The organism is Actinomycetota bacterium (genome assembly GCA_035765775.1).
GTDB lineage: Bacteria > Actinomycetota > CADDZG01 > JAHWKV01 > JAOPZY01 > DASTWV01.
This window is the reverse complement of sequence record DASTWV010000055.1, coordinates 61,935-75,757: the sequence shown is the minus strand read 5'-3', so window position 1 is coordinate 75,757 and position 13,823 is coordinate 61,935. Positions and strand designations below refer to the sequence as shown.

At 71.6% G+C, this 13,823-nt stretch carries 16 protein-coding genes; 13 read left to right on the top strand and 3 right to left on the bottom strand.

Annotated elements, in window-relative coordinates; all coding sequences use genetic code 11:
• Positions 1–128: 128 nt before the first annotated feature.
• The 4 genes from VFW71_12635 to ftsH all read left to right on the top strand — a co-directional run bounded on the left by VFW71_12635 (position 129) and on the right by ftsH (position 5,330).
• Positions 129–1,166 (top strand): zinc-dependent metalloprotease, encoded by a 1,038-nt coding sequence (locus VFW71_12635; protein ID HEU5003607.1) that lies wholly within the window; start codon positions 129–131, stop codon positions 1,164–1,166.
• Between the two features lie 119 nt (positions 1,167–1,285).
• Positions 1,286–2,671, top strand: coding sequence for a tRNA lysidine(34) synthetase TilS (gene tilS, locus VFW71_12630; GenBank protein ID HEU5003606.1), 1,386 nt, complete (start codon positions 1,286–1,288; stop codon positions 2,669–2,671).
• On the top strand, positions 2,637–3,224 hold the full coding sequence (gene hpt, locus VFW71_12625) for a hypoxanthine phosphoribosyltransferase (GenBank protein HEU5003605.1): 588 nt from the start codon (positions 2,637–2,639) through the stop codon (positions 3,222–3,224). The genes tilS and hpt overlap by 35 nt, the downstream gene beginning before the upstream one ends.
• Positions 3,225–3,377: 153 nt before the next feature.
• Entirely contained in the window at positions 3,378–5,330 is a 1,953-nt protein-coding gene (gene ftsH / locus VFW71_12620) for an ATP-dependent zinc metalloprotease FtsH (protein HEU5003604.1), read from the top strand.
• A 79-nt stretch (positions 5,331–5,409) separates the two neighbouring features.
• Here ftsH and VFW71_12615 read toward each other — a convergent pair whose 3' ends face one another.
• The gene (locus tag VFW71_12615; GenBank protein HEU5003603.1) at positions 5,410–6,150 is read right to left on the bottom strand and encodes a VOC family protein; all 741 of its coding nucleotides are present in this window, start codon (positions 6,148–6,150) and stop codon (positions 5,410–5,412) included.
• Positions 6,151–6,256: 106 nt separating this feature from the next.
• On the opposite strand from VFW71_12615, the gene VFW71_12610 reads away from it, so the two are divergent.
• From VFW71_12610 to lysS, 9 genes are all read left to right on the top strand, one after another.
• Positions 6,257–6,571 carry a YciI family protein gene (locus VFW71_12610; GenBank protein HEU5003602.1) on the top strand — a complete coding sequence of 105 codons (315 nt, stop codon included), beginning with the start codon at positions 6,257–6,259 and terminating at the stop codon, positions 6,569–6,571.
• Positions 6,568–7,170 carry a GTP cyclohydrolase I FolE gene (gene folE / locus VFW71_12605; GenBank protein HEU5003601.1) on the top strand — a complete coding sequence of 201 codons (603 nt, stop codon included), beginning with the start codon at positions 6,568–6,570 and terminating at the stop codon, positions 7,168–7,170. Before VFW71_12610 ends, folE begins: the two co-directional genes overlap by 4 nt.
• Complete coding sequence (folP, locus tag VFW71_12600; GenBank protein HEU5003600.1) at positions 7,167–8,375, top strand: dihydropteroate synthase; 1,209 nt, start codon at positions 7,167–7,169, stop codon at positions 8,373–8,375. The genes folE and folP overlap by 4 nt, the downstream gene beginning before the upstream one ends.
• On the top strand, positions 8,372–8,851 hold the full coding sequence (gene folK / locus VFW71_12595) for a 2-amino-4-hydroxy-6-hydroxymethyldihydropteridine diphosphokinase (protein ID HEU5003599.1): 480 nt from the start codon (positions 8,372–8,374) through the stop codon (positions 8,849–8,851). The genes folP and folK overlap by 4 nt, the downstream gene beginning before the upstream one ends.
• A gap of 30 nt (positions 8,852–8,881) precedes the next feature.
• Complete coding sequence (locus VFW71_12590) at positions 8,882–9,352, top strand: PH domain-containing protein (GenBank protein HEU5003598.1); 471 nt, start codon at positions 8,882–8,884, stop codon at positions 9,350–9,352.
• A gap of 61 nt (positions 9,353–9,413) precedes the next feature.
• On the top strand, positions 9,414–10,310 hold the full coding sequence (gene panC / locus VFW71_12585; protein ID HEU5003597.1) for a pantoate--beta-alanine ligase: 897 nt from the start codon (positions 9,414–9,416) through the stop codon (positions 10,308–10,310).
• Positions 10,307–10,702, top strand: coding sequence for an aspartate 1-decarboxylase (panD, locus tag VFW71_12580; GenBank protein ID HEU5003596.1), 396 nt, complete (start codon positions 10,307–10,309; stop codon positions 10,700–10,702). The genes panC and panD overlap by 4 nt, the downstream gene beginning before the upstream one ends.
• A 5-nt stretch (positions 10,703–10,707) precedes the next feature.
• The gene (locus tag VFW71_12575) at positions 10,708–11,487 is read left to right on the top strand and encodes a type III pantothenate kinase (GenBank protein HEU5003595.1); all 780 of its coding nucleotides are present in this window, start codon (positions 10,708–10,710) and stop codon (positions 11,485–11,487) included.
• Positions 11,484–12,902 carry a lysine--tRNA ligase gene (gene lysS / locus VFW71_12570; GenBank protein HEU5003594.1) on the top strand — a complete coding sequence of 473 codons (1,419 nt, stop codon included), beginning with the start codon at positions 11,484–11,486 and terminating at the stop codon, positions 12,900–12,902. Before VFW71_12575 ends, lysS begins: the two co-directional genes overlap by 4 nt.
• Positions 12,903–12,911: 9 nt before the next feature.
• On the opposite strand, the gene VFW71_12565 is transcribed toward lysS, so the two are convergent.
• Together VFW71_12565 and VFW71_12560 are read right to left on the bottom strand one after the other, a co-directional pair.
• Positions 12,912–13,223, bottom strand: coding sequence for a hypothetical protein (locus tag VFW71_12565; GenBank protein HEU5003593.1), 312 nt, complete (start codon positions 13,221–13,223; stop codon positions 12,912–12,914).
• A gap of 148 nt (positions 13,224–13,371) precedes the next feature.
• Complete coding sequence (locus VFW71_12560) at positions 13,372–13,752, bottom strand: ACT domain-containing protein (protein HEU5003592.1); 381 nt, start codon at positions 13,750–13,752, stop codon at positions 13,372–13,374.
• Positions 13,753–13,823: the final 71 nt, after the last annotated feature.

The following is a 13,823-nucleotide window of genomic DNA, read 5'->3' as shown; positions in this document are numbered from 1 at the left end:
TCCGCAGTGGTGGTGGTGGAAAGGATCGGTGCCGGGTACATCAAACCGGCGCACACTGGAAGACCAGCCATCCACAGGCCAGCGATCGGGCTGGTGAGCCAACCGGGAGCAACGCTATGAGCAAGACCATGAGCACGGGCTTGGTGGAGACGGGGGTGGCGGTCAGGGTCGCCCAGCGGTTCGCGGTCGACCCCATCGCCGGGTCCTACCTGGTCGAAGGCCTCGCCGCCGACTTCGCCGCCCGGGTGGCGGAGGCCGAACCCCTGGTGGCCGAGGAAGCCGGCTTCGCCCCTGCCACCCCGGCCCACGCCCGGGTCATGAGCCGGGCCGAATGGGCGGAGGCCAACATCGCCTCCACCGTGCGCCTGCTCTCGCCGCTGCTGGAGCGGGTCGAGGCCCGGATCCCGACCCCGCCGGTGGGCTCGCCTGCCGGCCTCGCCCGCCGGGCGTACGGCTCGGCCCTCGGCGCCCAGCTGGGCGGGGTGCTCGGCTTCGTCTCGCAGCGGGTGCTGGGCCAGTACGAGCTCGACCTCTCCAACGCCGGCGAGGTCTGGTTCGTGGGCCCCAACATCGTGCTCATCGAGCACCGCTTCGGATTCCTGCCGCACGACTTCCGCCTCTGGGTCGCCACCCACGAGCTGGCCCACCGGGCGCAGTTCGAGGGCAACGTCTGGCTGCGGGGCTACTTCACCGGCCTCGTCCGCTCGCTGGTCGATTCGCTCGAGCTCCAGCCGCTCATGCTCCTGGACCGGGTGATGAAGATGCGCCGGGCGGACCCCGACGACCCCACCCCGGTGGGCATCCGCCTCCTCGATGAGCACCAGCGGGAGATCTTTGACCGCCTCCAGGCCCTCATGTCGGTGGTGGAGGGCCACGGCAACTTCGTGATGGACCGGGTGGCGGTGGACCACATCCCAACGCAGCCCCGCATGCGCCGCAGCCTGTCCGGGGCGTCGCTGGACGGGCCGCTGGGCCGGATCCTGCGGCGGGTCCTCGGCCTCGACATGAAGAAGCTGCAGTACGACGAGGGCCAGCGCTTCTTCGAGGCCGTCCACGCCGTCGGGGGCCGGGACGGCGTGCGGGCCGCCTTCGCCGAGGCGGGCAACCTGCCGGACCTGGCGGAGCTCCGCGAGCCGGCGCTGTGGCTGGCGAGAGTGGCGCCCTGAGGGCTGCGGGCACGTCTGTGAGTGCGCCGGGACGCTCGCCGGGCCTCACCACTCACAGAAGTTCCACAGGCTCTCTCGAAGGCCGGACCGCCGACTTTGTCGCCGCCGAGGGGCTTCTCGTGCCCGGGCAGCGGGTGCTGGTTGCCTTCAGCGGGGGGCCGGACTCCACCGCCCTGCTGGTGGTGCTCCACGAGCTGGGCTACGACGTCGTCGCCGGCCATGTGGACCATGCCATGCGCCCCGGCTCGGCCAGTGACGCCCTCCACGCTGCCCAGACCGCCGCCCGCCTGGGCATCCCGTCCGATGTCAGGCTCCTGGATCCGCCGCCAACCACCGAAGCCCAGGCCCGGGCCGCCCGGTACGCCGCCCTCGCCGGCCTCGCCCATGACGCCGGCGCCCGTGCCATCGCCACCGGCCACACGCTGGACGACGACGCCGAGACCGTCCTGCTCCGGCTCGACCGGGGGGGCACGCCACTGGGCATCCCGCCCCGGCGCACCACCGCCGGCGGGAGCATCGTCCGGCCGTTCCTCCGGGTCCGCCGGGCCGAGACCCATGCCTTCTGCGCCCAGCGGGGCCTCCCGGTCCTGACCGACCCCACCAACAGCGACCAACGGTTCACCCGCAACCGGCTGCGGGCCACAGTGCTGCCCGGGCTGGGCGACGCCGGCATCGAGGCCCTCGCCCGCCGGGCGGGGGAAACCCGGGCCCGGAAGGCACAGCTCGACACGGAGGCCGAGGTGGCCCTGGCAGCCCTCGCCCTGCCGGTGGCCGGGGGCCTGTGCGTCGACCGCCCGGCCCTTACCGCCCTCGGCCCGCACCTCGGCCGGGCGGTCCTCCGCCAGGCGGTGGAGCAGGCCCTGGACCGGGCAATGGCCGCGGCCCGGGGCCGGGCAATGGCCGAGGCCCGGGGGCGGGCTTCGGACCTGGGCCTCACCGCCCGTCTCATCGATTGCCTCTGGACCGGCCTCGTCATCGCCGGGCGCGGCCCCCTCGCCCTGCCGGGCGGCCGCCGGGCGTGGCTGGAGGGCGACGCCCTCCTCCTCGGCATGCCGCCCCCGCCGCCGGCCCCAGACCCGTTGCCCCTCAACGTCCCTGGCCGCACGACGGCCCCGGGCTGGGGCCTCGACGTCCAGGCCGACCGCGTCGATCCGCCGCCGCCCCACGGCCCCGCCCCGGGGTGGGACCTGCTCCTGGACGCCGCCGCCCTCGACGGCCCCCTCGCCGTGCGCAGCCGGCGTCCCGGTGACCGCTACCGGCCCGCCGGGGGGAGCGGTGAGCGCAAGGTGCAGGACATGTGGGTGGACGCCAGGGTCCCCCGCGCCCTCCGGGACCGGCTGCCCCTCCTGATCTGCGGCGACCGATTAATCTGGGCGGGCGGCCAGCGGGTCGCCGAGGGCTTCGCCCTCACCACCGCCTCCCGCGCCGGCCTTCGCATCCAGGTTTTCCCTCTTTTGAACGACGGGCATCTTGTCCGTAGCATTGGCCGCTCTCGGGGGAGGTGAGCTTCTGAACGGCGATACCACGGAGCTGGGCGAGATCCTCCTCACCGAGGACGACATCCAGTCCCGGATCGCGGAGATCGCCAAGCGGATCACCGAGGACTACCGGGACCGGGGGCTCGTTCTGGTGGGGGTCCTGAAGGGGGCGTTCATCCTGATGAGCGACCTCGCCCGGCGCATCGAACTCCCCCTCGAGTTCGACTTCATGGCGGTCTCCAGCTACGGTTCGGCCACCCGCACCTCGGGTGTGGTGCGCATCCTGAAGGACCTCGACTTCGAGATCTCGGGGCGCCACGTCCTGCTGGTGGAGGACATCATCGACTCCGGGTTGACCCTCAAGTACCTGCTGAAGTACCTGTCCACCCGCAAGCCGGCCAGCCTGGAGGTGTGCGCCCTCATGCGCAAGGCCGGGATCCAGAAGGTGCCCCTCGACGTGCGCTACGAAGGCTTCGAGATCCCACCGGTGTTCGTGGTCGGCTACGGGCTCGACTACCTGCAGCGCTACCGCAACCTCCCCTACGTGGCGGTGCTGCGCGACGGGCCGGCCTCGCCCTAACCCGGCCTCCCCCTAATAGGGGACTACAGAACTCGGGCTACTCAAGGCGCCGTCGGAACGGGACGACAACGACACGGTAAGGTAGGAGATCCCCCTCTATCCAGAACAGGCCCCGCAGAGTGCCATTTGGGGCCGTGCTAGATTGGGCGTGCCGTGAAAAAGCTCGTTCGGAGCCCTATTTTCTACTTCATCATCCTGATCGCGGTCATTTGGGCTGTGGCGGCGTTCATCAGCCGCGGGGTTGGCGTCAAGAAGATCACCTACGCGCAGTTCAGAACTGACTACGCCGCGGGCCAGGTCAAGAACCTCACCGTCGAGAAGAAGGACGGCACCCTCCAGGGCACGCTGACCGACGGCACGAAGTTCAAGAGCGACTACCTGTCCACCACCGGCCTGGACACCTTCCTCGCCCAGACCCCGGGCGCCAGCGTGGACGTCAACCCGCAGAACGAGTCGGTCTGGGTCAGCCTGCTGACCAGCTTCCTGCCCTTCCTGATCATCATCGGGATCTTCTTCTTCCTGATGCAGCAGATGCAGGGGGGCGGCAACCGGGTCATGTCGTTCGGCAAGGCCAAGGCCAAGATGGTCACCAAGGACCAGCCCAAGATCACGTTCCAGGACGTCGCCGGCGTCGATGAGGCCGTCGAGGAGCTGGAAGAGATCAAGGAGTTCCTGGAGAGCCCCGCCAAGTTCCAGCAGATGGGCGCCAAGATCCCCAAGGGCGTCCTACTGTTCGGCCCGCCGGGCACTGGCAAGACGCTGCTCGCCCGGGCGGTGGCCGGGGAGGCGGGCGTGCCCTTCTTCTCGATCTCGGGCTCGGACTTCGTCGAGATGTTCGTCGGTGTCGGTGCCGCCCGGGTGCGGGACCTCTTCGAGCAGGCCAAGGCCAGCGCCCCCGCCATCGTCTTCGTGGACGAGATCGACGCCGTCGGGCGCCATCGTGGCGCCGGCCTCGGCGGCGGCCACGACGAGCGGGAGCAGACCCTGAACCAGCTCCTGGTGGAGATGGACGGCTTTGACGTGCGCACCGGCGTCATCCTGATGGCGGCCACCAACCGGCCCGACATCCTGGACCCCGCCCTGCTGCGCCCGGGCCGCTTCGACCGCCAGGTGGTCATCGACCGGCCGGACCTCAAGGGCCGGGAGTCCATCCTCAAAGTGCACGCCCGGGGCAAGCCCCTCGCCGACGACGTCGCCCTGGACACCGTCGCCAAGCGCACGCCCGGCTTCACCGGCGCCGACCTGGCCAACGTGGTCAACGAGGCCGCCCTCCTGTCTGCCCGACGCAACCGCACCGACATCACGATGGACGAGATGGAAGAGGCCATCGACCGGGTGATCGCCGGGCCGCAGCGCAAGTCCCGGGTGATCTCCGACAAGGAGAAGGTGATCATCGCCTACCACGAGTCGGGCCACGCCCTGGTGGGCTGGGCGCTGCCCAACGCCGACCCGGTGCACAAGGTCTCGATCATCAGCCGGGGCCGGGCGCTGGGCTGGACCCTCACCCTGCCGGCGGAGGACCGCTTCCTCATCTCCCGCTCCGAGCTCATCGACCAGCTGGCCATGTTCCTCGGCGGCCGGGTGGCGGAGGAGATCGTCTTCCAGGACCCCACCACGGGCGCCTCGGACGACCTGGAGCGGGCCACCAAGACCGCCCGCAAGATGGTCTGCGAGTGGGGCATGAGCGAGACCCTCGGCCCGGTGGCGCTGGGCGAGAAGGTGGACCAGCCCTTCCTCGGCCGGGACCTCTCGGCGCACCCGGACTACTCCGATCACGTCGCCGCCGAGATCGACGCCGAGATCCGCCGGCTGGTGGACGAGGCGCACGACGAGGCCCTCGAGATCCTCACCACCTACCGGGCCAACCTCGACCGCATGGTGGAGGTCCTGCTCGACAAGGAAACCATCGAGAAGAACGAGGTCGAGGAGATCTTCGGCAACGTGCCGAAGCGGGTGGCCCGGGGCGAGACCCTGCCGCTGCCCCGGCGCAAGCTGCTCCCGGACGCCGCCGCGGCGGCGATCGCCACCGAGAAGCCGGGCCTGGAACCCCCCCGCCCCGCTCCCCGCCCGCAGCCCCGTCGCGGCCCGGAGCCGGCGCCGGCCTGACCAACCCCAAGCAGGCAAGCGGCCCCCTCCGGGGGGCCGCTTTTGGTTCTCTGCGCCTTGGGGCCTCGGGGCGCCGGGGCTACCCGGGGTTCGCCCGGAAAAGTCCGAAGACGTTGCCGTGGGGGTCCTGGAACATGGCCACCTCCGGCCCACCCGGCATCGTCTCGGGCCCCATGAGCGTCTTGGCGCCCAGCTCCTCAGCCCTGGCCAGCGTGGCCCCCACGTCGGGCGAGGAGACGTACACCGTCTGGTAGGCGGGCCCCGCCGGCGGGGTGCCCATGCCGCCGTTGATGCCCCCGGCGTTGGTGTGCACCTCCCGGTAGTCGATCGGTGCGCCGGGGAACCTCTCGATCTCCCAGCCGAAGAGATCGCGGTAGAACGCCGCCTGGGCGTCGGTGTCCGGGCCCATGATCTCGAACCAGGACACGCCCAGGCCCTCGCCCGGGGAGGGCTCGGGAGCCTTACTGCCATCCGGCCGGGGGCCCACCAGGCCGATCGGGTGGCCCCAGGGGTCCACGAACATCGCCAGGGAGACGACCCCGGGGAGCTCGAAGGGTTCCAGCACCACCGATGCCCCCAGGCCGACCGCGGTGCCCATGGTGGCCACCAGATCGTCCACCGCGACGTAGATCGTCACCCCCGCGGGTGCGTCGCCCGACGGGCCGATGCCGCCGTTGATCCCGTGCCCCGCCTGGGTGTCCACCAGGGCATAGTCCATGCCGGTGTCGTCGAGGGCCCAGCCGAAGAGGCTGGTGTAGAAGCGCTCCAGCTCGTACGGCTCGGGGCCGCTGATGTTGAAGTGCACCACGGCGTTGCCCATCCAAAAGCTCCTTCCCAGCCAGACATGGCCGATCCTGCCCCCCGATCGCCCTATTCAACCGGTTGCCGGGCGAGGCTGCAGGCATGCCCGTGGCAGAATCGGGCCCATGCCCGCCGACCTGCGCCACGGTGCCGCCATTGAGGCCTGCTTCGCCGTGGAGGCCACCTACGCCCCGGACGCCGCCACCAAGCGCGCCCCCCACCGGGAGGCCCACCTCACCCGCCTGGCGATGCTGAGCGACGAGGGCGCCCTGGTGCTGGGCGGCGCCTTCGAGGACCTGAGCGCCTCGCTGCTGGTGCTGGCAGTCGGGAGCGAGGATGCCGCCCGGGCGATCGTCGAGACCGACGTGTACTGGCGCCACAAGGTGTGGACCTCCTACACGGTTCGCAAGCTGAACCGGGTCCTCTTCGAGGACGCCTGAGGGCGGCAGCCGCACGCCGGCTCGCGGATAGCACAGTGGACCAGCCCAGCATCGAGGCCGCCGTCCGGACCCTCCTCACCGCCATCGGGGAGGACGCCGGCCGGCCGGATCTCCTCGAGACCCCCGCCCGGGTCGCCCGCATGTACCAGGAGGTCTTCTCGGGCATCGGCTCGGATCCCGCCGCCGAGCTGGATGTCAGCTTCGTCTCGGAATACGACGAGCTGATCCTGCTCCGGGACATCCCGCTGGTCTCGTTCTGCGAGCACCACCTGCTCCCCTTCCTCGGGCGGGCGCACGTCGGCTACGTGCCCAACGCCCGGGGGCAGATCACCGGGCTGTCCAAGCTCGCCCGGGTGGTGGAGGTCGCCGCCCGCCGCCCGCAGGTGCAGGAACGCCTGACCGTGCAGATCGCCGACGCCCTCGCCACCCGCTTGGAACCCCGGGGCGTCATCGTGGTGGTGGAGGCGGAGCACCTGTGCATGGCCATCCGCGGGGTGCGCAAGCCCGGGGCCACCATGGTGACCTCGGTGGTCCGGGGCGCCCTGCGCACCAGCGCCGCCACCCGGGAAGAGGCCATGCGCCTGATCGCCGGCCGGTGAGCGGCTGGCGCTGCGGGGACCGCCTGCTCCCCACCGGCGAGCGCACGCTCATCATGGGCGTCCTCAACGTCACGCCCGACTCCTTCTCCGACGGGGGCCAGTTCCTGGACCCGGCCGCCGCCGTGGAGCACGCCCTGGCGATGGTCGCCGGCGGTGCGGACATCATCGACGTCGGCGGTGAGTCCACCCGCCCGGGCGCCGAGCCGGTCAGTGAGGCGGAGGAGGCGGCCCGGGTGGTCCCGGTGATCCGGGCCCTGGCCGCGCAGTCCCCGGTGGCGATCTCGATCGACACCACCAAGGCAGCCGTGGCGCAGGCAGCCCTCGAGGCCGGAGCGGTGATCGTCAACGACGTCTCCGCCCTCCGGGCCGACATGGCCATGACGCCCCTGGTCCAAGCCAGCGGTGCCGGCGTGGTCCTCATGCACATGCTGGGTGAGCCCCGCACCATGCAGGAGCACCCCCGCTATGGCGACGTGGTGAGCGACGTCACCGCCGCCCTCGCCGGCTGGGCGGTCACCGCCGAGGCCGCCGGCATCCCGCGGGAGTGCGTCGCCCTCGACCCCGGCATCGGTTTCGGCAAGACGCTCCAGCACAACCTCGCGCTCCTCCATCACCTGCGGACCCTCGGTGCACTGGGCTATCCGGTGCTGGTGGGTCCCTCCCGGAAGTCGTTCATCGGCACCGCCCTCGGCCTGGGTGTGGAGGACCGGCTGGAAGCCACGCTGGCGGTGGTCGCCTGGTGCGTCGCCCACGGGGCGGCAGTGGTGCGGGTACACGACGTGCAGGCTGCCGTCCGGGCGGTGCGCATGACCGAGGCCATCGCCTCGGTGGGGAAGGCCACCCCGCCGGCGGACCGCGTGGTGCTGCGCGGCCTCGAGGTCTTCGCCTTCCACGGCGTCCACCCGGAGGAGCAGGCCAAGGGCCAGCCGTTCCTCATCGACGTCGAGGCCTGGCTCGACCTGGCCCCCGCCGCCCACTCCGACGATCTGAGCGCGGCCTTGGACTACAGCCGCCTGGCGGCCACGCTGAGATCGGTGGCCACCCAGCAGCGCTACGACCTGATCGAAACGCTCGCCGGGCGGCTGGCTGCCGCGGTCCTGGCCGAGGCGGGTGTGACCCGGGCCGTGGTGCGGGTCGCCAAACCACAGGCCGCCCGCGCGCTGGGCGCCCGGGACATCGCCGTCGAGGTGGTGCGCACCCGGTGACCCGGGTCTACGTCGGGCTGGGCTCCAACCTGGGCGACCGGCAGGAATACCTGAGGTCGGCTGTCCAGGCCCTCGCCGCCCGGGGGTTGCCCGCGGCCGCGGTCTCGTCGGTCTACGAGAGCGACCCGCTCGGTCCGCCCCAGCCCGACTATCTGAACGCGGTGGCGGCGGTGGACTCCGCCCTGCCCCCGGCGGAGCTGCTCGGCATCTTCCATGCGGTCGAGGAGCAGCTCGGCCGCCAGCACCGGGAGCACTGGGGGCCGCGCGAGATCGACATCGATCTCCTCCTGTACGGCGACGAGGTGGTGGCCAGCGCCGCTCTCACCGTCCCGCACCCCGGTCTCACCGAGCGTTCCTTCGTCGTCGTGCCGCTGCTGGAGATCGCCCCCGATCTCGTGCTCCCCTCCGGAGCTCCGCTCCGCTCCTTCGCCAGCGCCGACCCCTGCGGTCTGCGCCGCCTCGGCCCGCTGGTCTGACCCGAGACCGCATCGAGACTGGGAGAGCTGATGCCGAAGAAGCCGAAGGCCGAGAAGGTCCCCGTCGCCCTGCAGCGCCCCCGCAGCGAGCGCGTGTTCGCCGCCGCCTTCGGCGTCGCCTTCGGGCTCCTGGCCCTGGTGAACCTCCCGGCCGCATTCCGCCATGGGGGAGCCCTCGTGCCGGAGGCGCTGGTCCTCCTGGGTGCCTTCGTGTGCCTGCGGGTCATCCGGGTGCGCTGCACGGCGGGCGAGGAGGGCCTCGCGGTGCGGAACTACCTGCGCACCCACCGGCTCGACTGGGCGGCAGTGCGGGCGATCACGGCCGACCCCCCGGTCAGCAAGCTCGACAGCTGGCGCATCCTGGTGGTGCCCGAGCAGGGCCGCCCCTTCGGCATCGACGCCTCCCGGCGGGCCTACCTGCGCGCCCCCTCCCGGGGGCCCGACGACGACCGCAAGGAGGTCGATGCCCTCCGCCGCCAGCTGCAGGCCTGGATGGCGTAGGTCCTTTCGTATACTGGGCCCGACCGGTATCCGCTACAGCAAGGGAACTGGATCGGGCGCCATGAAGATCCACACCGCCATCGCGGCCCTGCGGGCCGACCTCGCCGCCGAACGCCGGCTGGGGCGCAGCATCGGGCTGGTCCCCACCATGGGCGCCCTCCACGACGGCCACCGCTCACTGCTGCGCACCGCCCGGCAACGGGACGACGTCGTCGTCGGCACCATTTTCGTCAACCCCACCCAGTTCGGCCCCAGCGAAGACTTCGACCGCTACCCCCGCAGCTTCGAGGCGGACGCAGCGGTCATGGCGGCCGACGGCGCCGACTACCTGTTCGCCCCATCCGTGGCCGAGATGTACCCGGTGGGGGTGCCCGCCACGACGGTGCAGGTGGGCCCGATCGGTGAGGTCGGCGAGGGTCGCTGGCGCCCCGGATTCCTCACCGCCGTGGCCACCGTGTGCGTGAAGCTGTTCTCGATCACCACCCCGGACCGGGCGTACTTCGGCGAGAAGGACGCCCAGCAGCTGGCCACCATCCGCCAGGTGGTGGCCGACCTCGACCTCCCCCTGGCGGTCGTCGGCTGCCCGACGGTCCGGGAGCCCGACGGTCTGGCCCGCTCCAGCCGCAACGCCTACCTGACCCGGGAGGAGCGGCGGGCGGCCCCCGCGCTCGCCCGGGGCCTGTTCGCCGCCCGGTCGGCCGCCCGGGCCGGGGAGCGGGACGCCGCTGCCCTCACCCGCCGGGTGGCCGACGAAATCGCCTCCGAGCCCGCGTTCACCCTGCAGTACGTCGAGGTGTTCGACGCCGCCCGGTTCGTGCCGCTCGGCCGGCTGGACGCACCCGCTATCCTGGCCGCCGCCGCCCACCTCGGCGGCACCCGGCTGATCGACAACGTCGCGCTCGAGGTGGCCGCCGAGCCTGCGGGCACCGCACCGGGCGCCGCGCCGAGGGCACAATGAAGCGGACGCTGCTGTTCGGCAAGGTGCACCGGGCCACCATCACCGACGCCAACGTCAACTACGAGGGCAGCCTGAGCCTCGACCGCGACCTCATGGACGCCGCCGGCATGCTCCCCTACGAGCAGGTCTCGGTGTGGGATGTGGACAACGGCGCCCGGCTGACCACCTACCTCATCGAGGGCCCCCGGGGGTCGGGCGCCGTCGTGGTCAACGGCGCCGCAGCCCGCCTGGTCGCCACCGGCGACAAGGTGATCCTCGCCGTCTACGCCGAGATGGACGAGGCCGAGGCGGCCGCCCACCAACCCCGGGTGGTGCTGGTCGACGCCGCCAACCGGCCGATCACGCACACCCACATCGAAACCGCTCACACTCCCCCGGTTCGGGAGGACTAGACCGGGTGCTGCTGGCGATCGACACCGGCAACACCCAGACCCACATCGGGATGTTCCGGCGGGAGGCGCTGGTGGCCCAGTGGCGGATGTCCACCGAGCCCGCCCGCACCGCCGACGAGCTGGCCCTCATCTTCCAGGAGTTCCTCACGCTGGTGGGGATGTCGTTCTCCCGGGAGGTGACCGGGGTGGTGATCGGCAGCGTCGTCCCGGCGCAGACCACGGCCCTGCGCCAGATGGTGGCCCGCTACTTCCACTTCGATCCGGTGGTCGTGGAGACCGGCATCCGCACCGGGCTGCCGGTGAAGACCGAGCACCCCCGGGAAGTGGGCGCGGACCGCATCGCCAATGCGGTGGCCGCGGTGGAGCTGGTGGGGGCGCCGGCGATCGTCGTCGACTTCGGCACCGCCACCACCTTCGACTGCGTCAACGACCGGGGTGAGTTCGTCGGCGGGTCGATCGTTCCCGGGGTGGAGATCTCTGCGGGGGCGCTCTTCGACGTCGCCGCCCAGATCCAGAAGGTGGAGCTGGTGGCGCCTGCCAGTGTCATCGGCCGCTCCACGGTCGAGGCGGTGCGCTCGGGCGTGATCGTGGGCACCGCCGCCATGGTGGACGGCATGGTCGAGCGCATGACCAAGGTGCTGGGCGGCCAGACGTCGGTGCTGGCCACCGGTGGGCTGGCCGCCGCCGTGCTGCCCTCGTGTCACACGGCGATCCGCCTCGAGCCCGAACTCACCCTGGTGGGCCTGCGCCACATCTTCGAGCGCAACGTAGAGTCCCGGCCATGACCGAGGAGACGACCGGCGAGAAGACCGGCGAGAAGACCCTGCCCTACCGCTTCGACCGCACCATCGGCCTGGGCGATCTGGTCGCCCGACACAGGGGCCTGGCGGCGGGGAGCGAGACCGGCGAGGAGCACCGGGTGGCCGGGCGGGTGCAGACCGTGCGCGACATGGGCCGGGTGGCCTTCGCCGACATCGCCGACTGGGCCGGCACCGTCCAGCTCTTCGCCACCAAGGGCCGGCTCGGCGAGCGCTTCGCCGACTTCCAGAAGCTGAGCGTCGGCGACTGGGTGGGGGCCTGGGGACAGGTGATCGCCACCCGGACCGGCGAGCTGTCGATCCAGGTGGAGGGCTTCGAGATCCTGGCCCCGTCCCGGCGGCCGTGGCCGGACAAGCGCACCGGCATCACCCGGGTGGAGGCCCGCCACCGGCGCCGGTACCTGGACCTCGCCACCAGCGACCGGGCCCGGGAGATCGTCGTGGCCCGCACCACCTTGGTGGCCGAGATGCGCCGGGCCCTCACCGAGGAAGGCTACGTCGAGGTCGAGACCCCCATGCTGCACCCGATCCCGGGCGGCGCCCTCGCCAAGCCGTTCGTCACCCACCACGAGGTGCTCGGCGCCGATCTCTACCTGCGCATCGCTCCGGAGCTGTACCTGAAGCGCCTGCTGGTGGGGGGCATGGAGAAGGTCTTCGAGATCAACCGCAACTTCCGCAACGAGGGCGTCTCCACCCAGCACAATCCCGAGTTCACCATGCTGGAGGCCTACCAGGCCTTCGGCGACTACACCGACATGGCGGCGCTGCTCGAGCGGCTCATCAGCCGGCTGGCGGTGGCGGTCACCGGCCAGACGACGGTGTTCTTCGGGGAGGGCATCGATCTGGAAGCCCCCTACCGCCGCGCCCGCCTCGTGGAGCTGGTCCGGGAGGCGGGGGCCGACCCCGACGGTGACCTCATCGCCGACTGCGAGCGCCTCGGCATCTCGCTCGACCCGGCCTGGGGCTGGGGCAAGCGCCTGGTGGAGATCTACGAGAAGAAGGTGGAGCACACCCTCATCCAGCCCACCTTCGTCATGGACTTCCCCCGGGAGGTCTCCCCGCTTGCCCGCCCGCACCGCACGGACCCGCGCTTCACCGAGCACCTGGAGCTGGTGATCGCCGGCATGGAGATTGCCCCTGCCTACTCGGAGCTCAACGATCCCGATATCCAGCGGGCGGCGTTCGTCGCCCAGGCGGAGGGCCGGGCCGGGCCGGCCGACGAGGCCCACCGCCTGGACGAGGACTACCTGGCTGCGCTCGAGTACGGGATGCCGCCCGCCGGGGGCCTGGGGTTGGGCGTGGACCGCCTGGCGATGATCCTCACCGACAGCCACTCGATCCGGGACGTCATCCTCTTCCCGGCCCTGCGCCCGGAGGACTGACGCGGGCCCTCACTGGCCCTGTGGGAAGTAGTCGACCGCCTCGTAGATCGACGGCGGCTCGGCCTGCGGGAGCTGGCTCGGGTCCATGCCCATCGCCTGGGCCATCTCCACGATGGTCGGGATGAGCCGGTCCTGCGCGAAGGCGTTCAGATCCGCCTCGCTCGCCCACACGTCCACCACCCGGAATTTCCCGCCCTCTTCATAAATGGTGTGCGAGATGCAGCCCGTGGGCGCGCCCCCCGCCACGATCTTGGCCGCCACCGCTTGAATCTGCTCCCGGGTTGTCCCGTCCGGAAGCGTCTGAGTCGCTACGATTGGCATGGAAACTCCTCCCTCCGCTAGTTCACCCGCCGCCGATCGTACACCGAATCTCCCTTGGGAGGGACGTGGTTAGACGACCAACGACGCTAGGGGGAAAGAAGTAATCAGCGCCGCTCTGGCGGCGTCCGCCGGCCGGCGGTCACCCCACTCACGCCCGCCCGCGGGCGCCCCGCAGGTCGTCCACCCCCACCACCAGGTCCTTGTCGCCCCGCTGCCCACCGGAGATGTACAGGCTGGTGATGTTGATGCCGGAGTCCGCCAACCGCCGGGCGAACCTGCCCAGCTCGCCGGGCTGGTCCTCGAGGGTGACGGTCATGACCTCCTGCACCTTGCGGATCGCCCAGCCCTCCTCGGAGAGTGCCTCGATGGCCCGGTCGGCGTGGTCCAGGACCAGGTGGATGTAGCCCTGACGCTCGAAGGTGAAGGCGGCGGCGGCCACGATGTTGACCTGCGCCCGGCCGAGCAGTTCGCCCAGGGCCGCCACCATCCCGGGGCGGTCTTCTGCCTCGACGACGATCTCCGTCGGCATTGGGAAATCCTAACCCCACCCGGGCACCGCGGGCCCCCCGGACCCCTCCAGCTTCGGCGGGGATCACCCGA